The organism is Brevundimonas sp. TSRC1-1 (assembly GCF_049898245.1).
GTDB classification, from domain to species: Bacteria; Pseudomonadota; Alphaproteobacteria; order Caulobacterales; family Caulobacteraceae; genus Brevundimonas; species Brevundimonas mediterranea_A.
Map to the genome: position 1 here is coordinate 1 of NZ_JAFCXI010000001.1, position 26,997 is coordinate 26,997.

Below are 26,997 nucleotides of genomic sequence, written 5' to 3' on the forward strand. Positions count from 1 at the left end.
CAGGCTTCTCGAACCGTTCTTCCTTCACGACTACCGCTTGCCGCGGGATGGAGCAGCCCGGTAGCTCGTCAGGCTCATAACCTGAAGGTCGTAGGTTCAAATCCTACTCCCGCACCCAACGATACCTCACACTCCGGCGTGAGGCTCTGATCTGAAGAAACCCCACGCGCTACGGCCGTGGGGTTTTCTGCGTTTTGGGCGCTGCCCAAACCCAACAAGACTGCCAGGCTGCCGTGGACGCGCAGATCGAATTTGCCCAGCCCCTTCATTGGGATGAAGTCCACCCGCTCGATCAGTTTGCGTAATTCCTGCCGCAGGTCCTCGCCGGACTCGCCTTCCATCGCCAGATGCAGGTTCTCTGCCAAGTGGCGGTAAGCCTCGGCGATCCCGGGGTCCAGACGCGCCGGCGCCGCCGAGACTCCATCGGAAAGTAGGGCGCTCAGTTCCTGCCGACGCGTCTTTAGCGGCGCCGTGCGAGCCTTCAGGGTGTTCAGGTCGATGACTTCTTCCATGAACATAACCTGTGCGCGTTCCAGGCGCCGGCCGATCTCGATCAACTCCTTCTCCAGCGGCGCACGCTCGCGGTCGATCATGCGCTGGTGCTCCTCGGCCGCTTCCTGATAACGGCTCACCGCAAGAGCGATGGCCTCTGGTGAGATCAGATGCGCCTTCACGCCTGCCAGCACGCGCCGCTCCACGGTGGCGGCGGCGATAATCTTGCCGTTGGTGCAGGTGGTGGAGCCGCGATCATAATGACCGCTGCAATTGTACTTGCCGCCCTTCAGCGTCATGGCCGAGCCGCACTCACTGCACTTCATCAGTCCAGACAACAGGCGCTTGGGCTTGCGGGCGAGGGCCGGCGGCTGAGCGGACAGGTCCGCCTTACGCTGCTGGACCCGAGTCCAAAGTTCCTCGTCGATGATCCGCAGGTCTGGGACCGGCTCGCGGATCCAGTCGTCCGGCGGGTTCAACACCGAGGACCGCCTTCCGGTGTCCGGGTGCTTGCGAAAGCGGCGGCGGTTGAACACCCGTACGCCGGCATAGAGTTCTTGGTGCAGGATGCCGTCCTGGGCGCGTCGGTCTCCATTTATGGTCGATGGTGTCCAGGTGCCACCGCGCGGGCCGGGCTCGCCGGCGGCGTTAAGGGAGTGGGCAATTGCGCGCGGCGACACGCCGGCGGCGTAGCGTTCGAAGATCGAGCGGATGACGCCAGCCTGATGGGTGTTGATCAGCAGTTCCCCTGTGTTGGCTCCGAGGTCGTACCCGTAGCACCGGCCTCCGCCGCTGGCGCCCGCTTTAACGCGCGCAACCAAGCCGCGCCGGGTCTTCTTGCCCAGTTCGGTCAAGAACAGCGCGTTCATCGTGCCGTTGAGGCCGACATGGAGTTCGGTTATCCGGCCCTCGGACAAGGTCTCCAGGGCCACGCCGGCGAACTGCAGGCGCTTAAAGATGTGTGCGATGCCTTCTTGGTCGCGCGACAGACGATCAAGCGCTTCGGTCCGAACTTTGTCGATCTTGCCGTTAGCCACGGCTGCAAGCAGGCTTTGCAGTCCGGGCCGGTTCGCAATTGCTGCACCTGAAATGCCCTCGTCTTTGAAGGTCAGGATGGACGCTGTGCCGCACGCTTCACTGACTATGCGCAGTGCTGCCAACTGGTCTTCAGTCGAGCGCGGATTCTGCATGTCCGACGAGTGGCGAGCGTAATGAGCTTCTCTCATGGCTCGCGGCCCATCGCCGTATGCCGTGAAAGCCCCGAACGGTGTGGAGTCTGTCTCGTCGTGAGAGGAGTCACTTTTTCCGTTGACCGCCGCATTTCGTTCCTTTACACGGTTTCTCAAGCAGCGCGATAAGTTGATGTGCTGCGATGCGGCAGCTCTTAGCTGTTGACAAGGTGGGCTGCAACGGTCCATACGCCTCTTCGTGCATTCACGAGGAGACTTTCTGCATGTCTGACACCCATATGATCAATCCCAGGCCGATCAGCGATGATCCGCCTGACACCCGCGTCGTCGAGATCCACATGACCGATGGCGGATCCGCCTGGATGCTTGTGGACAGCGCCGATCTGGACGATCTGAAGGGTACCATCAATGCCCGCCGTCTCTTGTGCGGCCGTCTAATCGGCGGCGCTGGCGTCAACGGCCGCGGCGTTCTGATTCCCGCAGACCGCATCCAGATGGTGATCGACGTCGATGGCTAAGACCTCGGATGCAACGCGGACGTTGAAGGGGCGCGCGCGCATCCCGTCGGCGACCTTGGCGGCGTGGCGTAGCAGTCGCGCCGCATTCGTCACCCGTATTGCCGTCGAAATCCTCGAGCCCCTGATCCGTCTTCTCGCACGCCGCGTCGACAAGGGTCTTCATGCCCCGCCCGAGGCCTGACGACCTCTCCCTTACAAAACATCAACTTCTCCATCTTGCCCGCCGCGCGGCCGTTCGCGTGGTCGGCGCCCCCTTGCCCGAAAGGACCTGACCCGCATGTCTAACAATCCGTCTGACGACGAAGAAGCGAAGGCTATCAGCCTTCCAGAGAAGACCCTCCTTGAACAAATGGAAGCGGAGGGAATCGACGAGTTTTACGTGACGTTCGATCTGAGCGCCGAAGTGGGCCCCGACGAATTCAAGATCGCGTTCATCGATCCCAAGGCCAAGACGTGACGATCGACATGATGCAGTCTTCCTCGCGCCGTCCCGTCGTTTACGCTCGGTATTCGAGCCGATTTCTGAAAGCGTCGCCGGGGCCGGTCTCCTTGACGGTCCCCCCAGTCAAGGCGTCGATAGTCCTTACGATCTACGACGTGTTCGCCGCCGGTGTTCGCCCTCTTCAGATCAATGAGCATCTGATGCCGCTCCCCAGTGGAGCTCATGATGACTGATAGCATTGTCGGCCCCGACACGCGCGCCTGCATCTATGCCTCCACTGCACAGGTGAGCCAGTCCGAAGAAGCGGACGCCATGCATATGGTGTCGTTGGCGCAGATTGCCGAGGCCAAGGGGGCGAAGGTGGTGTCGACCTATTTCGACTGGGGCGTCAGTGGGCGAGGCGACAAGCCTGGACTCCAGGCCCTGATCGAGGCGGCTCAGCGCGCCGAGTTCGACGTGGTCGTGGTGCGCGACTTCAGCAACTTGGGCCGCGACAGCGCTCGCGTGATGCGCGTCCTCCAGACGCTTCGTATGGCGCAAGTGAAAATCTGGACGCCTGACATGGATCCCATTGATGACCTGTTGGCGATGCTCATCGGCATGATGCGCACAACTGCCGCCCGAGACCTCGGCCGCCGAATCTCACGGGGAAAGAAGCTGGCTGCTGCAAGCCGTCTTGCTGCCCAAAACGACCAGACTCAGAAGGACAAGTCGTGACGCAACCCGTCGATTACTCAGCGCGCCGGCGCCGCATCGTGGAGGTCGTTGAAGCGCACAAGGCCATGCACTCGCCCGGCGATTATGTGCCGCTGATGAAGGCTCTTGCCGCAGCTGGCTTCGACGATGTCCTCGTCACTGTGGGGCGGAGCATCGACGGTAAGGTCGACTTGTCCATCCAAGACTATGGGTCCCCGCGAATGAGCGGTTCTTCAGAACGCTCGAGCCCCCCATCAGTAAGGCACTCTTTGGACCAGGCCGGGGATCGCCCCGAACAGTTCGAGGTCTTGCTTGACGTCGGATGTGAAAATCGCGGGGACGCTGTTCACGCCGACTCCATCATCCCCAAACCCCTGAATTGAGCGCACCGATGACGGATACCGAAGATTTGCCCCACTCAACGAAGGGCTCGCGAGCCTGTGTCTACGTCTACACGGCGCACGTTCGATCACCTCAAGTCGCAAGCCAGGTTCTCGCGGGTCGCCGTCTGGCTGAGAGCGAAGGATACAAGATTATGAAAACGGAGATCGACGGCGGCCGCAACAGCGCGATGCTTTCCCAGCGGGATGGTTTGCAGCGAGTTCTTGCTGCGGCAGGCGAGGGTAAGTTCGAGGCGCTGCTTATCCACAACACGGATTGTCTGCCGCGAAATCCGACGGACCTGATCGGCGTGCTCACCCAGCTTTGCACTTGTCGGGTGGAAATCCATTCCGTCGCTGAAGGCGTGATCGACGTGCAAGCAATGATGCGTGCCGCCGCTGACAACATTTGGGAAGGGCAGGCGGAACGGAGTGCAAAGCGCCCAGCCGCTCCGGACCGGAGCAGCCAGCATGGTTAAATCTGATCTCGGCTTCCTGCAGTTGACCCATCGGACCTGGGGGCCGACCTGGCCTGGTATGCTCTTTACCCAGGCTGGCGGTGCCGCTGGCCTGCGTCTGGGCGAGACCCTGCGGACGATCGCTGCACACCCTTTGCCAGAAGCCCGTTATTTTCTGACTTTCGTCTTGATCGAGGCGCTTTTGGCTTCCCACGGCGACGTTGGCGTCCACAGCGCCGTTGATCGGGTTTGGAACTGTGTTGTCTCCGACAACTACTTTGAAATCGAACCAATCCGTTTGTCTGACGGTCGGATCATAAGCTTCGACAACGCTGCCGGAGACTCCGGCGACTGGGAGGCGCCTGTGATTACGGCAGTTCTCCGAGCCGATGCAGGGCAACGAGCGACTGCCCTCGAAGAGGTCGTGGAAGACGTGATGGCGCACCGCCATAACATGACGCTGGCAGACCGCATCAAGTTGGCGGAGAGCTGATCATGATTGCATCAGATCACGGCACCGGCCGCGAGGTGTGCTGATGTCCAGCTTGCCGCCGCTCGATAACCCCCTTGTTCATCAGCTCTGGCTTGAACGGGAGCGGAAGCGTGCCGCCGAGATCGCTGCCGCAACGCCAGATGCCACGCCTGAGCTTGTAGCGATGGCTTTGTCTCTCGCGCGATTGGCCGCGCAACGCGCAATCGAGAAAGGCTGAACCCATGAGGAAAGCGCTGCCCCCGCCAGGTGCGGCGGTCTTGCTGTACGGGCGCTTCTCGTCGGACCTGCAAAATCCGAAATCGGCGGAAGATCAGCATGCCGAAGGTGAACTTTTCGCTGCCCGAAATGGCTGGACCGTTGCCGGAAAGTACGCAGATCATGGGGAGACCGGACGATCGGTTGTGAACCGTCCGGGGCTTCTGCAGATGCTCGACGATGCGATCACGAACGAGCGCCAAGCCATCATTGTTGAAGACATCAGCCGTCTGGGCCGCAACGCCGCTGACCTGCATATAATTGCTAATCGGCTAAAAGAGGCTCAGGTCCTCATCATCACCTTCACGTCGGGCGTGATGTCGGGACTCGATCTGGCTATTCGCGCCTCCATGGCCGAGGAGCAGAGCCTCGAGCATGGGCATCGCGTGAAACGCGGCCACCGGGCGAGCGCCAAACGGGGGCGAGTGATGGGCGGTGTCGCCTATGGATACAGACTAGCAGAGGCCGCGTCCGAGATCGACGGAACCGTGGATGGGCCGCGCCGCCGTAACTCGGATGGCGGCAAAGAACAGATGCGAGCCGTCGATCCGATCCAAAAAGTTACAGTCGAGCGCATCTACCGCGACTTCAACGCGGGGATGAGCACCAATCAGATTTGCAAGGCCCTCAATCAAGAATGCGTCCCTGCTCCAGGCGGGGGGTTGTGGTATCCTCGCCGGCTAACTGGAGACAAGCATCTACTGAACGGCGTGTTGCGCAACCCGATTTACACCGGGCGCGTCCAATACGGGAAGTCGGTAACGACCTTCAGAAGTTCGTCGGGGACGAACAAGGTCACGCCGGGGCTCGCTGCCGACCAGATCCACGAACAGGTCGAAGCGCTGCGTATAGTTTCCGATGAAGTTTGGGCCGACGCCCAAGCCCGCTTGGCAGCCAACTCGTGCACCGTCCCAAACCAAGCCCGCTATGCCGACTACCTGCTGAGCCGTAAGGTTCGATGCGGGTCCTGCGGGCAGCCGTATTCAGTGGTTGGGGAGGGCATGGGGTGTATGTCCCGCCGCGTTGGGGCGCCTTGTGAAAATAGACGTCGCGTCAAACGGCAGGATCTTGAACATACTGTTCTCTCTGGCTTGAAGGATCGCCTACTCCAGCCTCACATTCTGAATCTGTATCTTGACGAGTACCGCGCTGAATGGGGGCGGATGGTGCTGGAGTTGGAAGAGCGCGCCAAAGTTACAGCGGCCCGGCTCCAAGATGTCCGAACGCGCCTGGGTAATCTCTACGAACTGGCTGAGACCGCCACTGGCGCAGCACGGGCGGGTCTTAGCGACCGCATCAACACCTTGGACGCCGAGGCACAGCAACTGGAACGGTTGGTGCGCAGTCAGCACAAGGCGGCAACCCCCTCCGTTGAGGCGGCGGATGTGATTGAGAAGATCGGTGGCTTGATCGATGACATGGGAGCAGTCGTGAATGGTCCCGAACGAGACGCCGCGCGACTGAAAGAGACGCTACGCGCCATGATCGACGAAGTAGTCGTTTCGCCCGTGCCTGACCTTGGGAAGCCCGATGGCCGCGGGAGTGGCCCAGTCAGCATCAAGGTCACGGGCTCTTTGACTGCGATGGTCGATTATTGCGAAGGTCGCGTCATCCACCGTCGCGGAACCAATCCCGCGACGGTGGATGACGCGACCGTCCAGTACACGATCTACGTCGGCTGGAGCCCGCAACGTGGCGCGGAGTTCGAGGTCGATGTCGCTCTTTGGACCGCGATGCTGAACGATGCGGACGTCCCGCTTACACTTGCTGTCCTGACAGATGCCTTAGAACATCTGGATGCTGGCTCGGGCGACGACGCGTTCAAGGCGCGCGATCGGCGAGCGCGACGCGTGCTCGAGTATTTCAAAGGCAAGTCGCTTGTCGGGTGTGTCCATTGGTCCGAGGGGGTCGGTCGCACCGCGGGCTGGGTATGGAGTAGTCAGCTCGACAACGCTGGCCTTTGGCGCGAGCGCGCCAAGGCTCCGCCGCTGGCGGCGATAGCTGTAATGAGGTTGGCAGCGCCAGAGGCGTTCGGAACGGTAGTGGGGAAAAAGCGTGCGATCAGTAACGGACCGTAGGCCAAGTCCATGAACATTATCGCAGGCGCACGGGCGATGCTTTTTACCTGACATGCAGAAATGGGGACTTCTACACCAGACACGTACGCGTCATGGCCAGCCCATGAGCGGACTGATAAAGTCTGGAGCTAAGTGCCGGCGCGCGATGCCGCATGGAAGCCCGCGCCGAACGCCAGCCGGTTGACTGCTATCGTCTACCGATCGTTTTCGCGTTTCCGCCCGAATCCAGCGTGGTGGTCGAGCCCAAGGCGAGCGCAGATAGGTCTTTCGTCGACGCCAGATCAACTAGGCGACTGTGTCGCCAGGCTCTGAGAGAAGTTCAATCGAGGAAACCTTCAGCGCCGTCGCAAGCCTTTCGACCACATCCAGCGTGGGGTTCCGGCGGCCGCGTTCGATCTGGCCCACATAGCTGTAGGCCAAGCCCACATCATGGGCCAACGCTTCAAGCGTGACGCCGCGAGACATCCGAATCCGACGGACGTTATGACCGAAAATCTGCGCCAACGACATGGCCGCAAGCGCAAGGGAATCTTCACTTTCGGCCAGTCACTATAGTGATCATTCAAACCGGAGTGTGTGATATGATGGCGCGAGAGACAAATCTGCAGTCCGTTTCTGTGGCCCTGGCCGTTAGCCTCGTTCTTTCGGCCTGCACAACGCCAAGACAGGAATACAGGATGCTGCCGACGGCTGCGCATGGCGTTGGCGTGCGGTTCTCACGCGGGGCCGCGGCGATGGTTTCATATAGTCCGACTGGAGCGGTGATGTTGATCCCCGTGCGCTATAACAGCGCCTCGAAGCTGTACTTCGCCATCGCAGCCTTCAATACGTCTGGCCACCCGGTAAATATCGGCACCGAGGACGTGCGGATCCATGTGGACGGCGTTCGGCCGCTGCACGTACAGGACTTCAACTACCTGCGGCGAGAGTCAAAGCGCGCAGCGGAGCACGAGATGGCAGCGGCCTGGGTGAGAGCCGGGCTGGAAGGATACCTAGCCTATCAGACCGCCGAAAATCATCCACGCCGCACCGAGATCGCCTTCCGGCGGGCCAGCGGTGAGTTCTACTTGTCGCGCACCCTGATCGAGATGCAGCTTCGCCAGGCGATCGCCGAGCGCGGCAGGCTGGTGCTTCAGACCACGACCATCGACCCCGGCAGTCGCACCGCCGGATTTGTTTTCGCGGACCAGGTCGCGGTGCCCGACGGCGTCATCCGCCCCATGACTGTCGAGGTGAATTTCGGCGGCCATCCGCACCAGTTCACGATCAACCTGGCTTCCTCAGCCACCGACGCCGAGGTGCCGACCAACATCCCCGCAGTGCCGGCTCAACGCCTGCAAGCCATGCAGAGCACCCCGGAGACTTGGCACTTCCCGGATGGGCCGCCGCCGTCAAAAATCGACGGGATGGAAATTATAGACTGAATTCGTTCAGGGGCGGTTGAAAACCCTGCAAGGATGTCTGCTCAAAAGCTCGCTTCGACCGGATCTGACTCAAGGCGGCGGTTCGGCGTGTCCGGTTAGTGGGATCGACGCGGCCATCGGCGAGGGCGCGGCGCGGATCGTGCCGGAGCGCCGCCGTACGCCTGGATTTGGCGCTCTTCCCGGCCAGACGAGCGACGACGACCCGGCGGCGCCAAACCTATCCTTAGTTTGGATTGGCCGCTGCCCCGGCCTGCAGCAGGTTGGAGACCTGCGCCAACGGAATGGCGGCGCAGCCGAGCTCGTCGTTCCAGTAGCGGGAATGAAGCACCAGATCGACCACCCCTTTCCACTGGGGTTTCTCGCTTTCATTCCAGACCAGCCCGAGGATGTCGTCGCGTCTGAGCACCAGATGAAGCACGCCGCCGTCGAGGTTCCGATCCACGAGCTGACGCGACCGTTCCCAGTATCCGTCGTACTCAATATCGTCGCCGTCGATCCGCAGCCCGAACAACTGTCCTTCGGGCGGCAGGCCGGGAAAGGTTTCGTATGCGCCCAGGCGGGGGTTCCCGCTCGTTTGGAGCGCCTCGACGAACGCCTCAGCCCGCAGGCTCTTTTTATCCGATCTCAGGACGAGCCAGGCGGGCTTATCCTCGAACAGCCCGGTCTCGCTTTGGAGCTTCGTCAGAAGGGACCGGTTCTGCGTCGATGCCTCGGCCCAGCGGCGGCGGTTCGTCCAGGCTGTCCGGGCTTGGGCGAGATCCGTCTGTGTGATCGCACGGGTTTGGAGCGTGTCGAACCAGGCTTCGACCGTCGCAATGAAGCTCGGGTCGCGGATCAGCACGTTTGCTTCGCTGCGACGGTGGCCGCTGCTGTCTTGGAAGGACAAAGGGTCCAAACCGGCGAGGGCGGAGCCTAGGATGACGGCGTCGTCGAAGAGATAGACTTGGGCGTGCAAATCATCGGCCTGCATCACCTCCGCGCCGGATGCGATCAAAAGCGCGATCTCGGCTGGATCGGATCCGCCGATCACGAGGTTGCAGATGATACGGGCGGGGCGGTTGCGTTTGAGGAGCATCTCGGCGGAGCCAGCGCCCCAGCGGGCCACAGCAAGCTGGCAGCGGTTGGAGGTTGCGGCGCAGCGGGGGATGTGCTGCAGCGCGGCGGCTTCATCGAGAAACATCATAGGTCACACTTCTTCCCGGATGCGGTCGTGCGGCTCGGCACAGTTGAGGGTGTCGAATTCTGTCAGCACGCCAAAGCAGCTCTTTCAACCTATCGAGCGGATCTGAACGCTTTGCGGCCGGCCTTGGCAGGTCGGATGGCGCCGCACACGGCGGGGATTTCAGAGCTCCTTGACGTATCCGAACAGGGTCTCGCTGGGTTTGGTCTCCAGTCCCGATGACGCGGCGATGCGGTTGTTCACCACGACAATGTCGGCATCTTCGATGATCGTGTCGCCGTTCATGGTCAGGGCTCCGCCGTCGCTCAGCAGTTTCTACACGGCCTCGGTCAGCGGCCGACGACCTCGATCTTGGGTGGACTCGCCGAGGCGGCGGCCGCGTCTGGCGCACCCTCGCGGCGGTCTGGAAGGCCGCGATGCTTGCGACGAATTTCTTCAATCTTGCCGGACGCCCAGGCCGCCGCGACGCCGGCGGCCCCGGCGAAGAAGTCGCCCAGCGAGGGGCTGCGGCCGGTGTACTGCTGCAGCAGCTCCACCGTCACGGCCGTCGCCAGCACGATCAGGCACAGATCCCAACGCCGGGCGCGCGGCGCGACGACGAATAGGGCGATACAGGCGGCGTAGAAGGCGAGGGCGTGGGCCGCCTTGTCATTAAGCCCCAAGGCGCCCTCCAGCCCCTGAAACTGTTTGAGCAGCATGATCGGGACCGCCGCGCAGCAGAGGGCGGCGAAAAGGATACGAAGGAGGATGCGGCGAAGGGGGGGCGCACGCAAGCCGACCGCCGTCTGAGGAAGAGGCTGTTCATCGGGATGGTGAACACGACCTACACCTATCCTGACCGACTTGGCAGCCGGCCCGGCCCTGTCAGAATCGGGAGACGCGTTCACCGGATCTGTCCTCTGTCAGGTAAAATAAGACGTCAGCGCCGCCCGTGCGGCCTCTCCCAGGTCGGGGCGTTTCAGGGCCAGGGCGACATTGGCGCGCAGCAGCCCGATCTTGTCGCCGCAGTCATGGGTCACGCCCTCATATTCGACGGCGGTGAACGGTTGATCGGCCATCAGCCGGGCCATGGCGTCGGTCAACTGGATCTCGTTGCCGGCGCCGCGTTCCTGGGTGGCCAGAAGGTCGAAGATTTCCGGCTGCAGGATGTAGCGGCCCGAGATCGACAGGTTCGACGGCGCGGTCCCCTTGGCCGGCTTTTCCACCATGCCCTTCATGGTGATGCGGCGGCCGTCGCGGCCAGCCGGATCGACGATGCCGTATTTGTGGGTTTCGCTCCCCGGCACGGCTTCGACGCCGATCAGATTGCCGCCCACGTCCGCATAGGCGTCCAGCAGTTGTTTCAGCGCGCCGGGTTGGCCGTCGACGATGACGTCGGGCAGAAGCACGGCGAAGGGTTCGCGGCCGATGATGTCGCGGGCGCACCAGACGGCGTGGCCCAGCCCCTTGGGCTGCATCTGGCGGGTGAAGCTCATCTCGCCGGCCGAGGCAAGTTCGGCGTTCATCATTTCCAGAATGTCGGTCTTGCCTTTGGCCAGCAGTTGGGCCTCAAGCTCGATCTGGTGGTCGAAATAGTCCTCGATCGCGCCCTTCGAGCGGCCGGTGACGAAGACGATATGTTCGATGCCGGCTTCGCGGGCTTCTTCGACGATGTAGGAGAGGATCGGCCGATCGACGACGTTCAGCAGTTCCTTGGGGGTCGTCTTTGTGCCGGGCAGAACCCGGGTGCCGAGGCCCGCGACGGGCAGAACGGCCTTGCGCAGACGAGGGGGGATCAAGCGCGGCATTGGTGTTCAGGCCTTGATGAGGGGCGGATGGCGCGGCGGAGACAACTGGTCGGACCTGCCTGACCGCCACCTGCGCCCGTCCTGCGTCGAGCCGTGGTGTCGCGCCGCCAAGCCCGGAAGATTGAGGCGAGCGTCCTATGTTGCGGCGCAATATGCAATAGAAAAAGCGAGGTTCGTCGAGCAGCGCACGGCGGACTATTCGCTTCGTCCGGCGGCGTGCGCGGCCGTTCCGGCGTTAGCGTCGGCCGAAACTGTACTGGCAGCCGAGCAGGAAGGCCCAGAAGGCGGCGATGGACGGCACCTGGAGCGCGAAGTCGGTCGCGCCGTGAACCAGCAGGACGAGGGAGGAGACGATCAGGGCGCGCAGGAGCGTCTGACCGCGTTTCACCGTTCCCGACCGGATCGTCGAGAGGATCATGATCAGGCCCAGCAGTCCGAACATCGGGGCCGCGCCGACGAGGCCGGCTTCTTCCAGCCACTGCAGATAGACATTATGCGTCGCCCGGATGGCCCAGAGATCGTCGTAGTTGCCTGCTGTCATGATCTGATTGTTGATGTCGATGAACGATCCCAGGCCGTAGCCGAACAGGGGCGAGGCCAGGAAAGCGGCCCAGTGGGCCGCGAAGATGTCTGAACGTACAAGACGGTCGGCCTCCACCGTGCCCAGCCGGGTCCATAGGAGGTCGTTGCCGCCGCTGATTAAAATCAGGGCCGTCAGGACCAGAACGCCGCCGGCCAGGAGCAGCGACAGACGTTGACGCCGGGCGTCGAACAACTCCCAGGCCAAAAGGACGCCGGCGGCCAGAGCCGTGGCCGCCACGCCCATCCGGGAGGCCGTCAGCAGCAGACAGGTCGCCGACAAGAGGACATAGGCGAGCGGAACCGCGACCTTGCCGAGCCGGCTGGCGGTGTCCAGACCGGCGGTCTGGCGGCTGCCGCGCAACAGATTGCCGAGGCCAAGGACGGTCAGGACGCCGAAAACCGAACCGGCGCTGTTGGGGCTGAGGAACCCGCCCGAGAGCCGTTCGCCCGCCATCAGCTGGGCGCCCGAGACAAACATCAGGAGCGAGATCGCCCCATAGACGGCGCCGATCGCCAGCACGGCCTGAAAGGTCGCCGAGGCCCAAGCGTAGCGCGCCGATTGCAGGGCGCCGACCAGAAAGATGCAGGCCAGACCGGCCAGTTTGGCGATTTCCATCAGGGTGGCGGGCCGATTGACCGTGAGGGCTCCGCTCGGCGCGCCCGCCCAGGCCCAGATCGGATGGGCGCCGCCCGGCGCCCAGGCGGTGAAGGACCAAGCGGCCGCACCGAGCGTGGCGGCGAACAGAAGGGCCAAGGGGGCGAGCGGGGCCAGATCGTGCAAACCCAGACGTACGCTCGGGACCGCCAGCGCGACGACGAGGGCCAGGACGAGCAGGGTGGAGAACCACAGCGCCGCGATCGGCTGGTTCGCTCCGAACGTCAGATGGGCGAGCGCCAGCAGGGTCGGGACCAGCGCGACCGCCGCCCGCGTCGTCCAGGGCGTCGGCCTGGATCGGGAAGCGCCGCCGGGCCTGGTCCCGGACGGCGCGAATCCGGGATTCGATCGTTTGCGCCGCGGCGAAGGGACCGTCATGCCGAGGGCCGGGTCAGTTGGCGTAGTATTTTTTGTAGTCGCCGTAGTAGTAGCCAGCGTCGCCGTAGCCATAACGGGACTGGGCGACCATATCCACCTGGGTCATGGCGATGCCGGCGACGTGGCTGCCGGACTGGCTCAGCAGCTTGAGGGCGTTGGAGATCGCTTTCTCAGGCGTCTTGCGCCACAGGGTCAGGAAGACGACCGCATCGGCGTGAGCGGCGAGGATTCGGGTGTCGGCGACGGCCAGGACCGGGGCGGTGTCGAGAATCACCAGGTCGTACGCGCCGCGCAACTGCGCCAGCAGTTGAGTCATCGCCTCGGAGCCAAACACGTCCTTGGGCGTGAAGCTGTTCTTGGCGAGCGGCAGGACGGTCAAGCCGCTCGCCGCGTCGTGGTGAATCGCCGTCTCCAGGCTCGCCGAGCGGTTCAGAACCTCGAGCAGACCCTGTTCTGGCTCCACGCCCAGCAGGCGGTTGACGTTGCGGCGACGAAGGTCGCAGTCGACGAGGATGACCCGCGCGCCCGACTGAGCGGCGACGCGGCCCAGGCAGATGGCGGTCGTCGTCTTGCCTTCGCCCGGCAGGGCTGAAGTCAGGGCGATCACCTTGATGTCCTGGCCGATCCGCGAATACAGGATCGAGGCGCGCAAGGCCCGGATGGCTTCGGTGAAGCTCGACAGCGGGCGCTTCAGCACATAGTCCACCGGGGTCTCGTGGCGATCCGCCGGCTCCGCCACCGAGGACAGGATGGGCACCGAGCCCAGATGGGGAAGATTGAACCGGCGTTCGATGTCCTCGCCTGTCGTCAGGCCGGAATCGAGCATCTCGGCCAGGACGATCATCGCCAGGCCGGCGCCGATCGCCAGGACCAGCCCCAGGGCCAGGTTGAGAGGGACGTTGGGCGAGGAGGGGGCCGTCGGGATCGCCGCGCGCGAGACGATGCGGGCGTCGGATTGCTGGATCCCCTCCTGGGCGCTGGTTTCCTTGAAACGGTCCAGGAAGCTTTGGTACAAGGTTCGGCTGGACTCGGCGTTGCGCTCGAGTTCGTTCAGTCGCACCCCGGCCGCGTTGTTGGCCGCCAGGGCGCCCCGGGCGCCGCCGAGGCTGTTCGCCATCGAGGCCGTGCGTTCGCGCGCCACCTGGGCCTGGGCCTCCAGATTGGAAATGATGCGCTGGATCTCGGCCTGGATCTGGGTGTCGATGTCGGACAGTTCGCGTTGGGCCCGCAGCATGTCGGGGTGGCGGGGACCGTAACGGCTGGTCAGATCGGCGACGCGGCCGCTGACGGTGGCGCGTTGGGCGCGCAGGGTTTGTACGACCTGGGAGCCCAGGGCCTCGCCCACGTCGTCGCCGGTCGACCCGCTGGCGAGTTGGGCCCGCGCGGTCCGCAAACGAGCCTCGGCTTCCGCCTGTTGAGCGCGCACGGTCGCGAGCTGTTGGTTGTAGGTCGAAATCTCCTGCTCGGTCAGGGTCGCGCCCGAGGCGCTCAGCAGGTTGTTGGCGGTGCGATACTGCTCCACCGCCGCTTCGGCCTGTTGGACCTCGATCCGCAGATCGCTCAGGCGTCCGTTCAGCCATTCGTTCGCCTGGCGGGTCGCGTCGAACTTGGCGTCGAGCTGGTCGAGCAGATAGCGGTCGGCGAAGGTGTTGGCGATCCGGGCGGCCTTGGCCGGATCCTCGGACGCGAAGCCGACGCTCATCACATAGGTCAAGCCGGCGCGCCGGATGGACAGACGGCTCAGGACGGTGTCGACGACCTTTTCCTTGACCTTTTGGGCCTCGATCGCGCTCAGGCGGGCGCGGGCGGCGTCCGGGGCTGCGGCCCCGAACAGGCTCGCGACGCCGCCGGCGACGGACTGGAGCACGCCGGGCGCGCGCAGGCTCGGATTGAACTCCGGATCCTCGGTGAGCTTGAGCGTGTCGACGACGGTCTCGGCGAGGTGTCGCGACTTGAGAATTTCGACCTCGGTGTCGACGACGCCGGTGTCCGCCGTCAGGCCGGACAGCACCGCTTCGGCGTCCACGACGTTTTCCTTGCGGGTGTCGATCATCAGATTGGCGGTCGCCGTATAGAGCGGCGTCGCGCGCACCGTCACCACGATCGCGACGGCCAAGACGAGCAGGACGATCGCAATGAAGAGTTTCAGCCGGCGACGAAAGACCGCGATCAGCCGCTTCAGGTCGATCGCCTGACCCAGTCCCTCGGGCGGCGGACCGTCGTCGCCCCAGTCCGACCCACTATGTCCATGAGCGGGCGCCGACGGCGGAGCAGATGTGTAGGTCATGGACGCCTTGGTACGGGAAGAAGTATTGAGGTCAGATTACAGCCTGGAGCCTGTAGGAGCCAGGGCCCCGGCGAAGCCAGGGCGTTCGCCGGGAGAGGCAAGCTCTAGAACTGTCCGACGAGCGCCAGCATCAGGCGATTGACGTTGAAGTCCACGCCTTCGTTCGCTCCGCTCGAGGTCTGCTTGAAGCTGGAGGCGGCCAGACTCACGCCGAGGCGGCGGTTGACCAGATAGGTGGCCCGGAGCGAGGCTTCGAGGCGCTCGTCGGTGCGGTCGATGCCCTCGTAGTCGTCTTCGGCGTAGGTCAGCTGTCCGCCCAGAATGACGTTGCGCAGGAGCTCGTGATCGACCTGTAGGCCGATCGAGGACGACAGATAGCCGCCCGCGCCGACGATGGCGGCGTCCTCGACGGTCCGCGACACGGTCGTGGTCAGGGTGGTCAGCTGAGTGGGGAAATATTCGATCGATGCCCGCGCGCCCAGACCGCTCACATCGCCGAAGGCCGGGGAATCGAACTCCTGCTGGATATAGCCGGCGGCGACTTCGCCGCGCGCCAGGGCCCCGACTTCGAAGTTGGCGCCGGCCAGCACCTCGTAGCCCGAAGAATCCCGGGCGGGGTTGAGGGGCGTCGAGGCCACGTCGTAGTCGCGGGAATTGCCGGTCGCCTGGACGAAAAGGGCCGTGGCCGGGCTGAGGGCCACATCGGTCCGGCCGGTGACGCTGCTGATCGTCCGGTCGCGATCGCCTTGCTCGACCACTGCGCCGCCGATCGTGCGGCCGTCCTCGTAGGTGAAGCTGCGGACGTCGCCCCGCGCCGAGAAGCGGACCCGCCCCCGCGTCTGGGAGCCGGCCAGATAGGCCGACGCCATGTCGTATTCGATCGGGGAGACGGTCGAGGCCGGAGCGCTCGATGAGGTCCGCGGCTCGGCCAGATGGGCGAAGTCGGCCCCGGCCAGGAGATTGGCGGCGCGGGTCACGTCCAGACGCCCGCTAGCGCCGAAGCCATAGTCGTCCGTGTCTTCAGAGTCGTAGTCGGAGTAGCGGCTGAAGGCGCCGCGGGCGTAAGCGGATATGGCGTTGCGCGACCAGCCCGACGCGATCGAGATCTCCGGCTTGAGGCGCAGGATCGTGTCGCTGACCTCGCCCGAGGCGACAGCGTAGATGTTGTCGTTGTATTCCGTTCCGACGTCCAGTTTCGGATAGGCTGTGAAGGCGCCCAGGCGCAGGCCGAACGCCTCGTACTCAGGGTGAGGCCGGTCTCGCACAGCGACGCTGCGATCACGGGCGAACAGATCGACCGACTGCGACGCCGCCGAACGCAGCGACCCCGACGCGCTCTGAGCGACGACGGAGCCCGCCTGGGCGGCCGCGCCCATGGCGAGCAGGACAGTCAAGCTTCTGCTAATGATCGACATCGTTGACCGGCCCCCCGCCCGCTGAAACGAGCGTCCAGATAACTCGAGAGAATAGACTGCCCCGCAGGGGCGACTTCAGACCTTAGGTCGTCGGACGGTAGTCCGATCCGCCGCCGCCGCCGCCGCCCGCGGACGGAGGGGGCGACACCGGGGCCGCGCCGCTGGCCGGGCCGCTGGCGGCCGGCGCGCCCGACGGCGCGAGGCCGGCGATGGTGGCGATGACCGCTTGAGTCGCCGAGGCGGCCGCCGGGCTGAGCGCGCCCGAGGCCGCGAGCGCCATACGAGCGTTGGTCAGCGCGGCGGCGGCTTCGGCGGGCGACGCGCCGCTGGCGGCGATGGTGGTCTGGATCGCGGCGGCGATCGCCGCTTCGGCGTCCGCCTGGCTCAGGCCGGAGGCCGCTGCCGCCGACTGGGCGTCCGCGATCGCGGTCTGGAGGCTGAGGCTCAGGGCTCCGACGTCAGCCTGCGCGACGGCGGCCATCGGGACAAACACGGCGCCGACGCCTGCAGTGGCGGCGATGGCGCGAAAAGCGGCTGAGAGGAGGAAGGTTTTCATCGTCATCGACCTGGTTGAACTTAAGACAATACTAACCTTGAAGGGTGCTCGGCGGCAAAGAAATATTGGCGGAGCCTGGGTTGCATCGCAACATTTCCCGATATGAGTGTCCCCGAGAACACGGTTACGCGTTTTTGGCTAGGTTTTCGTCGCGGCGCGCGCCGGATTTCGCGCTTGGCGCCGTTTGGCGCGCTCGGCCGCAGCCCGGGCTTCGGTGAGGGTCGCCGCCAGTCGACCCGACGGATCGGCGATCGCCGCCGTATCGAGGCGTGCAGGCCGCCTTAGCGCCGTTTCATAGTGTTCGGCGGTGGCGTCCTTACGCAGGGCGGGGGTCAGATCCGACCAGTGATCGTAGACGAACGCCAGCCGCCAGGTCGTGACGTCGGGACCGAAGGGCGCCACGCTGTAGGCTTTTTCGATCGCCTCAAGGCTCTGGCTGTCGAGGCGCGCGCCGTTCTGGGCGCGCAACCAGGCGATGCGCAGCCAGGCGGCCGCCGTCATCGGTGCCGCGTTCAGAGCCTCCCGGTTGGCGGTCAGGGCCTGATCGACGCCGCCGGTCGTGGCGGCGGCGATCGCCAAGCGGTCGGCGCGCGCTTCGGCCCCGACGCCCAGGGCCGCCAGCCCCGGCGCCCGAAGATCCGGCCGGACCAAGGCGAGGGCCAGGGCGCCGGTGAACGCCAAGGCGCCCACGGCGAACGCCCCGACGAGACCGAGTTTGAGCCGATAGGCCGCTGAGGGCGTCAAGGGAGGGGCTCCGTCTGAATTAAGCGCAAGGATGAGGATTACACTATGATCAAGCGTGGACGACCAGAGGCGATCAACGATAGAACAGTGTTTCAATCGGGTTGGCGCGAATAATGCACGCGTTGGTTTGAGGGGCCGTCCAATTCGGTCGGTGGCAGCGGGAGATCGAAAATGACGACGTGGCTTCGCAATCTGTGTCTCGGCGCTGTCGCGCTTCTGGGGGTCGTCGGCTGTTCCGCCGGCGCCCTGCCGGTCGCCGACCTGTCCGGCCCGGCCGTCGAGGAGGGGGTGCGCACCGTGCCGGAATATCGGCTCGGCGCGGCGGACAAGGTCCGCGTCAATGTGTTCGGCGAGGAGGCCTTGACCGGGGAGTTTCTCGTCGGCGGATCGGGCAAGGTGTCCCTGCCTCTGCTCGGCGAGGTCCAGGCCGCCGGCCTGACCATCTCTCAGTTCCAGGAAGAGATCGCCAACGCCCTGCGCCAAGGTTACATCAACGAGCCGCGGGTCAGCGCGGAAGTGCTGAACTATCGTCCCTTCTATATTCTGGGCGAGGTCAACAAGCCGGGCGAATATCCCTACACCAACGGCCTGACCGTGCTGAACGCGGTCGCGACCGCCGAGGGCTTCACCTATCGCGCCGACACCCGCCGGGTCTATATCAAGCGCGCCGATGTCGGGGGCGAGCAGGCCTTCCCCTTGACCACGGCGACCCAGGTCGCGCCCGGCGACACCATCCGGATCGGCGAGCGGTTCTTCTAGGCGGGCGCGCGACCCACGCGCGGACTTGTCCTCGGCCGCGAACCCGCCCATGTGCCGGTGATGCTTGGTTCTCTATTTCGTAAAGGCGGGCGGTCGCCGGCCCGCCGTGTCACGGTCGTCCCCGAGGGGACCGTGGTCTGGGCGGTCGGAGACGTCCACGGCCGGCTCGATCTGCTCGCGCCCCTGATTGAGGCGATCCTCACCGATCTCGAGGGCTCGACCGCCCAGCGGCGGGTCGTGGTCATGCTGGGCGACTATGTCGACCGGGGGCCCGCGTCTCGCGGCGTGATCGATCTGCTGTGCGACCTGTCCGAACGAGCGGATATCGAGACCCATTTCCTGCGCGGCAATCACGAGGACCGGTTCGAGGCCTTCCTGTCCCAGCCGGAGGTGGGGCCCGGCTGGTGCGATTACGGCGGACGGGAGGCCCTGGCCTCCTACGGCGTGCCGGTCCCGGCCCTGCGGAGCGCGGCCGAGGACTGGGAGACGGCCTGCGCAGAGATCAACGCGGCGCTGCCGGACCGTCATCGCCGCTTCCTGGCGGGTCTGACCTACGCCTTCGCGCTCGGAGACTATTTCTTCGCCCATGCCGGGGCGCGTCCCGGGACGGATCTGGCCCTGCAGGAGCCCGAAGACCTGATGTGGATTCGGTCGGAATTCCTGCAGAGCGCGGCGCCCTTCGACAAGCTGATCGTGCACGGCCATACGCCGGTGGATCAGGTCCACGCGGATCATCGGCGGATCGCCATCGACACCGGCGCCTACGCCACCGGCGTCCTGACCGGCTTGCGGCTGGAGGGCGCGCGACGCGACCTTCTCCAGGCTCGGGCGGCGGGCGCCGCGATCAGCCTGACCGCCGGCGGGCTGACGTCCTAACCGTCCGCTGCACCGCCGCTGCGCCCCAGGGGGCCAGGGGCGTTGGGCGCCGTGAGCCGGGCGCTGCGGGCGCGGATCACCAGCCGCTGGGCACGGCGATGCGCGACCGGCGCGGCGGCGGGGCCGTTTGAGGCGCCAGCGGATCGGCGATCACGGGCGCGGTCGCGGCGCGGGGCGGGGGCGGCGCGGGCGTCGGGGCGGGCGCCGCGACGGCAGGGCGGGGCGGCTCTGCGGGCGTCGGAGCTTCGAGCCCGCCTAGGACCAGGACGGAGGGGAGGGGCGCCGAGATCTCGACGGTCGGCAGGATCGGTTCGGCGGGCGGGTCCAGCATTTCCAGCGGCGTGGTCAGGGCCGCCATCTTGGCGACGATCGGTTCGACGCCCGAATGGGTTTTGACGAAGGCGCGCGGCAGGCCCCAGGAGCCGGTCCATCGGTAGAAGATGTGCGCGCCGATCTGTTTCATCTTGACCAGGCGTTCGGCCCAATAGGGCGCGACCCAGTCGGTGTGATAATGGGTCGCCATGCCGACTTCGACAGCGACGGCGCCGTTCAGGGCCGCCGAAGCCACCGCCTTCGCTCGCGCCCAGCCCAGGGCGGAGGGCGCGCGGTCCATGGCCCCGTCGCAGGTGAAGCTGAACTGGCAGCCGGTCGGCCGATCCGCGCCCTCGAACACGACCCCGCATACGGTTCCGGGATAGGCCGGATGGCGCATTCGGTTCAGCACGACCTGAGCTACGGCCGCCTGGCCCGGCCCAGCCTCGGACGCCGCTTCATAATAGACCGCCGCCGTCAGGCAATCGAGCGCGCGGGAATACTGGACGATGTCGTCCGGGGTCATGATGAACGGCTTGGCGCCGACAATAGGCAAACTGGAGAAGGGGATGGCCTGGTTGAACCGGCGCGCGGCGTCGGCGTCGAGCGCGCGCAGGGCGTCGGGCGACAGGACGAAGTCCTCGGGCGCCAGGGCGGCGAGATCGGCGGGCGGCGTCGGCGGCGCGCCGCCAGGCGCGCTGATCAGATGAACCGACCGGTCCGGTGCGAAGCTGCGCGCGACCAGCACGCTCCCGGTGACGACCAGCACGATCAAGGCGCCCGCGATCAGGAGGTTGAGCGGCGTGACGCCGGGCAGGCGTACGGCGCGGACGCGGTCGCGCCAGGACGGCGTCCGTCGCGCGTCCGGCTTCCCCGTCGGGTCTTCGGCCTTGGTTTCAAGCGTCATAGCGGGTCCGGACGTGAGGCGACCCTTGGCGTGGGTGCGGCGGCGCGCCTGGCGACACGCCGAGCCCGGCGATCGGGCGGAAAGTCTAAATCCTATAGTACGCCAGGCCCCCGCCCGTCAAAATTGCCCGGTCGCCCAACGGGGCGAAACCGGCATCCGTCGCGGCGCCGCCAGAGCCTAGGTCCGGTTTGCCTCGACCTGGACCCATTCGAAGACCTTGCCTGGCGCCTGACGCTCGCGCCATTCGTAATCGACCTGATCCCACCGCGAGATCCACGGCGTCAGATTGTCGAGGACGTATTCGCCCGACGTCGAGGCCAACAGCAGGACGGCGTGGCTTTCGCCCCAGCGCGTCTTGACGATGGCGATCGATAGGGCGGCGGCGGGCACGCCGGCCTTGATCAGGGCCGCGCGCTTGGCCAGCACATAGTCCTCGCAATCGCCCCTTGCGCCGGCTTTGGCCGGCGCCTGCCAATAGTCCTCGGTCCCGTAGACAGCCACGTCGGGGGCGCTGCGGATCTGGCGATTGACGCTACGGTTGATCGTGTTGACGTGCGCCCAGGTCTGGCGATCCAGAGCGACCGATGTCGCTGCGGCCCCGTCGTCGCGATCGACTCGCGCCGGCTGGGCGGCGATTTCCGGGGGCGCGACGAGCCGGCCCTCGGGGGACGGGTCGACGAGAGCCGGGCGCGGCAGGGCGGGGCGGGCGAGCCGGTCGAAGCGGTCGAACCGCTCGGCGAACGGGCGAGATTGGGACCAGGTTTCGGCGCTCGGGGGCGTGGCCTCGGCGATGACGTAGCTGGCGAAGACGCGGGCCATGGGATTGAAGCGCGCGGACGACCCCGCCAAGGCGGGGGCAGCCGGGACGGACGGGGCGGTCGTCTGGCTCGGACGCGCCCAGGGAAGGTTTCGGACCGGCGAACGGGAGAAGGCGACGATCAGGCTGCTGTCGACGGCACTTGGCAGGGTCGTGCGAACGGCCGGCGCGGCGGTCGCCCGTGCGGCGGCGGTCTCCGACCTGTGGGTTGCGGGGGCGGCCGCCTTCTGGAGGCGGGGCGGACTTTGGGGCTGGGCCGGGGCGGGGCCGAAGACCTGGCTCCAGTCGTAAGCGCCGCTGCGGGGCGGCGACGGTCGTGTGGCGGCCGGCCCGGCGGCCGGCGCGGGCCTATGGAAGACGCTGGCCCAGTAGAGGCTGTTGGCGCGACGGGCGACGAGGGCGGGGTCGGTCGTATCGGACGCGGAGGTCCGGCAGTCGGCGGGACTGCGCTGGCAGAAGTCGAGAAACCCGCTGGGCGCCATGGCCGGCGCGCCGAGGCGCATTCCAGCATCGGGGCCGAAGGCTGGGCCGCGATCGGCCGCCCAGGCTTGACCGCTGGCCGCAGCCGTCAAAGCGGCCAGCGCAGCAACTTGAAGAAGTGATCTCTGATTTGACATCAGTTTGTCTCCGATCCAGTGGAGACATTGCCAGCATCAGTATAAAATCCGGCTTATGAACGCCGTTACTAGAATGTGTGAGGGGTTGGTTTCTTGTGCAGTAAGGTTAATTGAATTAAAGACTTCCAGCATGGATGCGGCGCGCCGAAACTCTGTTCTGCGCTGAGTGGAGGGCGCTCGCCGAGAGGAAAAGGGGGGCGTGCGCCGTCCGGACCGGATCAGGGGGGGGCTTTGAGCCGACGGACAGGGGGCGCGCCGCGCCGGTCTTCGCGGTGTGGTCGGGGTCAGGGCAGGCCCCTGCGAAAGCCCGGTGCGCCGCGGCGCGCGTCAGCCCTTCACGGCGAGTGCGGCGCGCGGACCGCATTCCGGTCGCGGCGGGTCAGCGCCTCGGCGAAGAGGCCGGCGCGGTCCTGGCGACACGGCGGGGAATTAGGGCGTCGACGCGCGCCGGACGTGCGGCGGCCGGCTGCGGGGTCTTCCCCTCAGTAGGCGTTCGTCCGACGTAGGACCATGGGAATGGTCCACAGGATGATCTTCAGATCCTCGCGGAACGACCAGTGCTTCGCATATTCGACGTCGGCGTCGACCCGCTGGACCATGCAATCGATCGAGTGGATTTCGCCGCGGAAGCCGCAGACCTGGGCGAGGCCGGTGAGACCGGGGCGGACCCTGAAACGCTCGGTGTAGCTGGGGACGAGCGATCCGTAGTACCGATCATGGGCCAAGGCATGGGGACGGGGCCCGACAAACGACATGTCGCCCTTCAGGATGTTGATCAGCTGGGGCAGTTCATCGAGGCTCGTCTGGCGCAGGGTGGCGCCGATCCGGGTCACGCGTGCGTCGTCCTTCCGCGCCTGGGCAACGGCGTCGCCGTCCTCCACGACCGTCATCGTCCTGAACTTGTAGATGGTGAAGGTCTCGCCATTCAGGCCGGTACGGCGTTGCCGGAAGAAGATCGGACCGCTGGACGTCAGGGCGACGGCCGCGGCGATCGCGGCAAAGGCCCAGCACAGAATAAGAAGGACGACGAGCGCCAGGCCGATATCGAACGCACGCTTGAGCCCGGCGGACAGTTGGCGACGGCTGGGGGTCGCGCGTATCGAAGGCAGGCAGGGCAGAGCCATCCGGCGCGGCGTCACGGACGCGCTATATAGGGCCGATGCCGATGCGCCTGATGACGTTGTGTCGAACATGTCGATCCCCTGCGACCGCAAGCCCCTGCGACCGCAAGATCGCCCTTAATAAGACGTTAAAACGTGCGATTGGTGCAGTGCAAGATTAATCTGTACTTGTACCTAATGGGCGGTCTCGTTGTGATATTCGAACAACACAGATCGGCGAGCGTGCAGACATCGCCCTTCCTGGCCGGATCTGTGCCTCACGGTGCGATGCGGTCCTGGAACGACTTCGGCGGGATCGTGGCCCCGGACAATCTCTGACACGGAAGATGGGAGTCGCGCGGCCTGTTCGCCGGCTTGGCTTACGACGCTCCGACGAGCGAACGGCTTTGCCGACGGTCTGGTGCTGCTAGGGCGGTCGCACGGTTGAAACGGCAGGCGCCGGCCTGAGCCTTGTGGCGGACGGTCCTCGCCGTGCGATTCCGCCCGGGTGGGTTCGGCTGAATAGGGGGAGATGGAGCGATCGACCCGTTGACATCGAGCCGCTTGAAGCGGCCCGCGGGGCGCACAGACGGGCTCGGTCCAAGGCGCGCGGAGCCGTTCGATTAACCCTACATATTAGCTTGGCAGACACCGGGAGACGCTAACGTCTACGTATCGAAGAGGCGCCGCCATGACCCACTGGGCCGAAAATCTCACGCATCCGTCGGCGCGCGCGAAAGCGCGGGTCAACCCGCTCGCGGTCGGCTATGGCCTCGCGGCCGCAGCCTCAGTCGGTGTTTGGGGCGTGTTGGCCCTTATGGCGGTAAAGGCGTTCTGACGGGCGGTGCGCCGTTCGTGAGCGTGCGCCGCCGATTCCATTAGCCGCGCCCGATGCCCGAGTATCTGAAGCCCTGACGTACCATGTCCTCGGACCGGTAGACGTTCCTCAGCTCGACCAGCACCGGCTGGTTCATTAGCCGTTTGATCCGATCCAGGTCCAGCGCCCGGAACTGGTCCCCACCATGATCCAACACCACCCGTAACGCGCGATCACGGACCTCAGGTGTAAACTTGCTCGTTGTCTTACTCATCGGGCTCCATCAGGAGTTGGAGCCTCCGAGAAATTCAGGGCGGTTCAGTTGGCCAACTTTCAAGCCAGACACAGAACCGTCGCGGGTGACCTTGAAGTGTGTTTCCTACGCCTCAACTTGGCGTCTCAGCCGCGACCTCTGTCCGACGACCATTGCTATGTTGCGCTGCAAGAGCGATACGAGACATCGACTCGTTGGGGGAGTTTAGATGCGCGTCGCAATGATCGGCACAGGCTATGTGGGCCTGGTGTCTGGAGCCTGTTTCGCCGACTTCGGCCATGTGGTGACCTGCATCGACAAGGACCCGTCGAAGATCGAACGGCTGGAGCGGGGCGAAATCCCGATCTTCGAACCCGGCCTGGACGATCTGGTCGCCGCCAACGTCGAGGAAGGCCGGCTGTTCTTCACGCTGGAGAGCGCCGAGGCCATCCGCAACGCCGACGCCGTCTTCATCGCCGTCGGCACCCCGACCCGCCGCGGCGACGGCCATGCGGACCTGAGCTACGTCTATGCGGCGGCCGAGGAGATCGCCGGCCTGATCGACGGCTTCACCGTGGTGGTGACCAAGTCCACCGTGCCGGTCGGCACCGGCGACGAGGTCGAGGCCATCATCCGCCGGGTCAATCCGGACGCCGACTTCGCCGTGGTCTCCAATCCCGAGTTCCTGCGCGAAGGCGCCGCCATCGGCGACTTCAAACGCCCCGACCGGGTCGTGATCGGCGTCAACGACGGCGAGACGGCGCCGCGCGCCAGAGAGGTGATGAGCGAACTCTATCGTCCGCTGAACCTGAACGAGAGCCCCCTGCTGTTCGTCGGCCGGCGCACGTCCGAGCTGATCAAATATGCGGCCAACGCCTTCCTGGCGATGAAGATCACCTTCATCAACGAGATGGCCGACCTGTGCGAGGCCGTCGGCGCCGACGTGCAGCAGGTCGCGCGCGGCATCGGCCTGGACAAGCGGATCGGCTCGAAATTCCTGCACGCCGGCCCAGGCTACGGCGGCTCCTGCTTCCCCAAGGACACCATCGCCCTGGTCCGCACGGCCCAGCAGTACGGCGCGCCGGTGCGTCTGATCGAGACCACGGTCGAGGTCAATGACGCGCGCAAGAAGGCCATGGCCGGCCGGGTCGAGACGACCCTGGGCGACAGCGTCGCGGGCAAGACCATCGCCCTGCTGGGCCTGACCTTCAAACCGAACACCGACGACATGCGCGACGCCCCGTCGCTGGACATCGCCCCGGCCCTGATCGCCGCCGGCGCCAAGGTCCAGGCCTTTGATCCCGAGGGGATGCACGAGGCCGGCAAGCTGTTGCCGGACGTGGTCATGAAGGCCAACGCCTATGACGCCGTCGAACGCGCCGACGCCGTCGTCATCATCACCGAATGGGACCAGTTCCGGGCCCTGGACCTGGACCGGGTCAAGCTGCTGATGAACCAGCCCGTGCTGGTGGATCTGCGGAACGTCTATCGCCCCGAGGACATGCTGAAGCGCGGCTTCAGATATTCCGGCATCGGACGCGGCTGATGGGAACGGCGACTGTAATCAAGAGCGCGCTCGTTACTGGGGCGTCTGGCTTCATCGGCACGCACCTGATCCGCGGCCTCGCGGCGGAAGGGGTGAAGGTCATCGCCATCGATCTGCGTCCGCCCCGCGAACGTATCGACGGCGTCGAGTACGTGACCGCCGATGTCCGCGATCTGAAGGACTTCAACCCTGCCTTCGTGCCCGACTGCATCTACAACTTCGCGGCGGTACACACGACGCCGGGTCACCCCGACCACGAATACTATGACACGAACGTCAATGGCGCGCTGGAGGTGACGACACTTGCCGATCGCCTCGGCGTGCCGTCGATCATCTTTACCAGTTCGATCTCGATCTACGGGCCCTCGGAGGAACGTAAGGCCGAGGACAGCGCCCCGAAGCCGGTCTCGGCTTACGGCAAGTCGAAGCTGATGGCCGAGAGGATCCACAAGAACTGGTGCGAAGCTCAGGCCATGCGCAAGCTCGTGGTCGTTCGGCCTGCGGTCGTGTTCGGCCCGGGGGAGGGCGGCAACTTCGCGCGCATGGCCAGCCTGCTGAAGAAAGGGTTCTTCGTATTCCCCGGCGGACGAGGTGTTGTGAAGTCGTGTATCTATGTCGGCGATCTGATCAGGCTGATCCGCTTGGCGCAGGATAGCGGCGCGAAGTTCACGCTCTTCAACGGGGCCTATCCTGACGAGATCACGATCGGAAAGATCGTGAGTTCTCTGCAGGCGGAGTATTTCCAGAGCGCCAAGTTGATCGACATTCCCGCTGGAGCCGTGATCGTCACGGCTAAGGTGATCGGGACATTGGGCGGCGGCAGTGTAGGCTTTCATCCGGACCGGGTTCGCAAGCTCCTGACCTCGACCAACATCGCGCCAACCTGGGCCATTCGCCAGTCGGCCTTCTCCGAAGACGCTTTCGGTGAAGGCTTGAAGCGCTGGGCAGAAGAAACCAAGCGAAGCTTCATCTAATAAGATGGG

General features: G+C 65.3%; 27 protein-coding genes, 1 tRNA gene and 1 pseudogene. 14 read left to right on the forward strand and 15 right to left on the reverse strand.

Features of this window, described 5'->3' with window-relative positions:
- Nucleotides 1-41: 41 nt before the first annotated feature.
- Nucleotides 42-118 (forward strand) — tRNA-Met (locus ACP7CK_RS00005).
- Here ACP7CK_RS00005 and ACP7CK_RS00010 read toward each other — a convergent pair.
- Nucleotides 75-1,910, reverse strand: coding sequence for a recombinase family protein (locus ACP7CK_RS00010; RefSeq protein WP_426025420.1), 1,836 nt, complete (start codon nt 1,908-1,910; stop codon nt 75-77). The genes ACP7CK_RS00005 and ACP7CK_RS00010 overlap by 44 nt on opposite strands.
- A 35-nt stretch (nt 1,911-1,945) precedes the next feature.
- On the opposite strand from ACP7CK_RS00010, the gene ACP7CK_RS00015 reads away from it, so the two are divergent.
- The 7 genes from ACP7CK_RS00015 (at nt 1,946) to ACP7CK_RS00045 (ending at nt 7,002) form a co-directional block, all read left to right on the forward strand.
- Nucleotides 1,946-2,200, forward strand: coding sequence for a hypothetical protein (locus tag ACP7CK_RS00015; RefSeq protein ID WP_426024729.1), 255 nt, complete (start codon nt 1,946-1,948; stop codon nt 2,198-2,200).
- A gap of 277 nt (nt 2,201-2,477) precedes the next feature.
- Nucleotides 2,478-2,657 carry a hypothetical protein gene (locus ACP7CK_RS00020; protein ID WP_426024730.1) on the forward strand — a complete coding sequence of 60 codons (180 nt, stop codon included), beginning with the start codon at nt 2,478-2,480 and terminating at the stop codon, nt 2,655-2,657.
- Between the two features lie 210 nt (nt 2,658-2,867).
- Entirely contained in the window at nt 2,868-3,359 is a 492-nt protein-coding gene (locus tag ACP7CK_RS00025) for a recombinase family protein (RefSeq protein ID WP_426024731.1), read from the forward strand.
- The gene (locus ACP7CK_RS00030) at nt 3,356-3,721 is read left to right on the forward strand and encodes a hypothetical protein (RefSeq protein ID WP_426024732.1); all 366 of its coding nucleotides are present in this window, start codon (nt 3,356-3,358) and stop codon (nt 3,719-3,721) included. Before ACP7CK_RS00025 ends, ACP7CK_RS00030 begins: the two co-directional genes overlap by 4 nt.
- Nucleotides 3,722-3,729: 8 nt before the next feature.
- The gene (locus tag ACP7CK_RS00035) at nt 3,730-4,197 is read left to right on the forward strand and encodes a recombinase family protein (RefSeq protein WP_426024733.1); all 468 of its coding nucleotides are present in this window, start codon (nt 3,730-3,732) and stop codon (nt 4,195-4,197) included.
- On the forward strand, nt 4,190-4,669 hold the full coding sequence (locus ACP7CK_RS00040) for a hypothetical protein (RefSeq protein WP_426024734.1): 480 nt from the start codon (nt 4,190-4,192) through the stop codon (nt 4,667-4,669). Before ACP7CK_RS00035 ends, ACP7CK_RS00040 begins: the two co-directional genes overlap by 8 nt.
- 221 nt (nt 4,670-4,890) lie before the next feature.
- Nucleotides 4,891-7,002 (forward strand): recombinase family protein, encoded by a 2,112-nt coding sequence (locus ACP7CK_RS00045; RefSeq protein WP_426024735.1) that lies wholly within the window; start codon nt 4,891-4,893, stop codon nt 7,000-7,002.
- 285 nt (nt 7,003-7,287) lie between these two features.
- On the opposite strand, the gene ACP7CK_RS00050 is transcribed toward ACP7CK_RS00045, so the two are convergent.
- Nucleotides 7,288-7,512, reverse strand: coding sequence for a helix-turn-helix domain-containing protein (locus tag ACP7CK_RS00050; protein ID WP_426024736.1), 225 nt, complete (start codon nt 7,510-7,512; stop codon nt 7,288-7,290).
- A 254-nt stretch (nt 7,513-7,766) separates the two neighbouring features.
- Between ACP7CK_RS00050 and ACP7CK_RS00055 the strand changes: the two genes are divergently transcribed.
- On the forward strand, nt 7,767-8,426 hold the full coding sequence (locus tag ACP7CK_RS00055) for a hypothetical protein (protein ID WP_426024737.1): 660 nt from the start codon (nt 7,767-7,769) through the stop codon (nt 8,424-8,426).
- Nucleotides 8,427-8,649: 223 nt separating this feature from the next.
- Here the strand turns inward: ACP7CK_RS00055 and ACP7CK_RS00060 are convergent, their stop codons facing one another.
- From ACP7CK_RS00060 to ACP7CK_RS00100, 9 genes are all read right to left on the reverse strand, one after another.
- On the reverse strand, nt 8,650-9,609 hold the full coding sequence (locus ACP7CK_RS00060; protein ID WP_426024738.1) for a phospholipase D family protein: 960 nt from the start codon (nt 9,607-9,609) through the stop codon (nt 8,650-8,652).
- Nucleotides 9,610-9,768: 159 nt separating this feature from the next.
- Complete coding sequence (locus tag ACP7CK_RS00065; protein WP_426024739.1) at nt 9,769-9,891, reverse strand: hypothetical protein; 123 nt, start codon at nt 9,889-9,891, stop codon at nt 9,769-9,771.
- A 44-nt stretch (nt 9,892-9,935) separates the two neighbouring features.
- The gene (locus ACP7CK_RS00070; RefSeq protein ID WP_426024740.1) at nt 9,936-10,379 is read right to left on the reverse strand and encodes a hypothetical protein; all 444 of its coding nucleotides are present in this window, start codon (nt 10,377-10,379) and stop codon (nt 9,936-9,938) included.
- Between the two features lie 129 nt (nt 10,380-10,508).
- Complete coding sequence (locus ACP7CK_RS00075) at nt 10,509-11,393, reverse strand: UTP--glucose-1-phosphate uridylyltransferase (protein WP_426024741.1); 885 nt, start codon at nt 11,391-11,393, stop codon at nt 10,509-10,511.
- Between the two features lie 235 nt (nt 11,394-11,628).
- Entirely contained in the window at nt 11,629-13,008 is a 1,380-nt protein-coding gene (locus ACP7CK_RS00080) for an O-antigen ligase family protein (protein ID WP_426024742.1), read from the reverse strand.
- 13 nt (nt 13,009-13,021) lie between these two features.
- Nucleotides 13,022-15,295, reverse strand: coding sequence for a GumC family protein (locus tag ACP7CK_RS00085; RefSeq protein WP_426024743.1), 2,274 nt, complete (start codon nt 15,293-15,295; stop codon nt 13,022-13,024).
- A gap of 104 nt (nt 15,296-15,399) precedes the next feature.
- The gene (locus ACP7CK_RS00090) at nt 15,400-16,689 is read right to left on the reverse strand and encodes an outer membrane beta-barrel protein (RefSeq protein ID WP_426024744.1); all 1,290 of its coding nucleotides are present in this window, start codon (nt 16,687-16,689) and stop codon (nt 15,400-15,402) included.
- Nucleotides 16,690-16,792: 103 nt separating this feature from the next.
- Entirely contained in the window at nt 16,793-17,266 is a 474-nt protein-coding gene (locus ACP7CK_RS00095) for a hypothetical protein (protein ID WP_426024745.1), read from the reverse strand.
- A 138-nt stretch (nt 17,267-17,404) separates the two neighbouring features.
- Nucleotides 17,405-18,010: a hypothetical protein gene (locus ACP7CK_RS00100; RefSeq protein WP_008258754.1), complete on the reverse strand. Its 606-nt coding sequence runs from the start codon at nt 18,008-18,010 to the stop codon at nt 17,405-17,407.
- 171 nt (nt 18,011-18,181) lie between these two features.
- Here ACP7CK_RS00100 and ACP7CK_RS00105 point away from each other — a divergent pair, with 171 nt between their 5' ends.
- Complete coding sequence (locus ACP7CK_RS00105) at nt 18,182-18,769, forward strand: polysaccharide biosynthesis/export family protein (protein ID WP_008264156.1); 588 nt, start codon at nt 18,182-18,184, stop codon at nt 18,767-18,769.
- 60 nt (nt 18,770-18,829) lie between these two features.
- Nucleotides 18,830-19,645 carry a metallophosphoesterase family protein gene (locus ACP7CK_RS00110; RefSeq protein ID WP_426024746.1) on the forward strand — a complete coding sequence of 272 codons (816 nt, stop codon included), beginning with the start codon at nt 18,830-18,832 and terminating at the stop codon, nt 19,643-19,645.
- Between the two features lie 76 nt (nt 19,646-19,721).
- Here ACP7CK_RS00110 and ACP7CK_RS00115 read toward each other — a convergent pair whose 3' ends face one another.
- From ACP7CK_RS00115 to ACP7CK_RS00125, 3 genes are all read right to left on the reverse strand, one after another.
- Nucleotides 19,722-20,864 (reverse strand): cell wall hydrolase, encoded by a 1,143-nt coding sequence (locus ACP7CK_RS00115; RefSeq protein WP_426024747.1) that lies wholly within the window; start codon nt 20,862-20,864, stop codon nt 19,722-19,724.
- A 177-nt stretch (nt 20,865-21,041) separates the two neighbouring features.
- The gene (locus tag ACP7CK_RS00120) at nt 21,042-22,184 is read right to left on the reverse strand and encodes a transglutaminase-like cysteine peptidase (RefSeq protein ID WP_426024748.1); all 1,143 of its coding nucleotides are present in this window, start codon (nt 22,182-22,184) and stop codon (nt 21,042-21,044) included.
- Between the two features lie 596 nt (nt 22,185-22,780).
- Complete coding sequence (locus ACP7CK_RS00125; protein ID WP_426024749.1) at nt 22,781-23,491, reverse strand: sugar transferase; 711 nt, start codon at nt 23,489-23,491, stop codon at nt 22,781-22,783.
- A 598-nt stretch (nt 23,492-24,089) separates the two neighbouring features.
- Here ACP7CK_RS00125 and ACP7CK_RS00130 point away from each other — a divergent pair.
- Nucleotides 24,090-24,236 (forward strand): hypothetical protein, encoded by a 147-nt coding sequence (locus ACP7CK_RS00130; RefSeq protein ID WP_426024750.1) that lies wholly within the window; start codon nt 24,090-24,092, stop codon nt 24,234-24,236.
- Between the two features lie 40 nt (nt 24,237-24,276).
- Here ACP7CK_RS00130 and ACP7CK_RS00135 read toward each other — a convergent pair.
- Nucleotides 24,277-24,414: pseudogene (locus ACP7CK_RS00135) on the reverse strand (UDP-glucose 6-dehydrogenase); the annotation flags it as partial.
- A gap of 283 nt (nt 24,415-24,697) precedes the next feature.
- Between ACP7CK_RS00135 and ACP7CK_RS00140 the strand changes: the two are divergent.
- Nucleotides 24,698-26,014, forward strand: coding sequence for a UDP-glucose dehydrogenase family protein (locus tag ACP7CK_RS00140; RefSeq protein ID WP_426024751.1), 1,317 nt, complete (start codon nt 24,698-24,700; stop codon nt 26,012-26,014).
- On the forward strand, nt 26,014-26,988 hold the full coding sequence (locus ACP7CK_RS00145) for an NAD-dependent epimerase/dehydratase family protein (protein ID WP_426024752.1): 975 nt from the start codon (nt 26,014-26,016) through the stop codon (nt 26,986-26,988). Before ACP7CK_RS00140 ends, ACP7CK_RS00145 begins: the two co-directional genes overlap by 1 nt.
- The last annotated feature ends 9 nt before the right edge of the window (nt 26,989-26,997 follow it).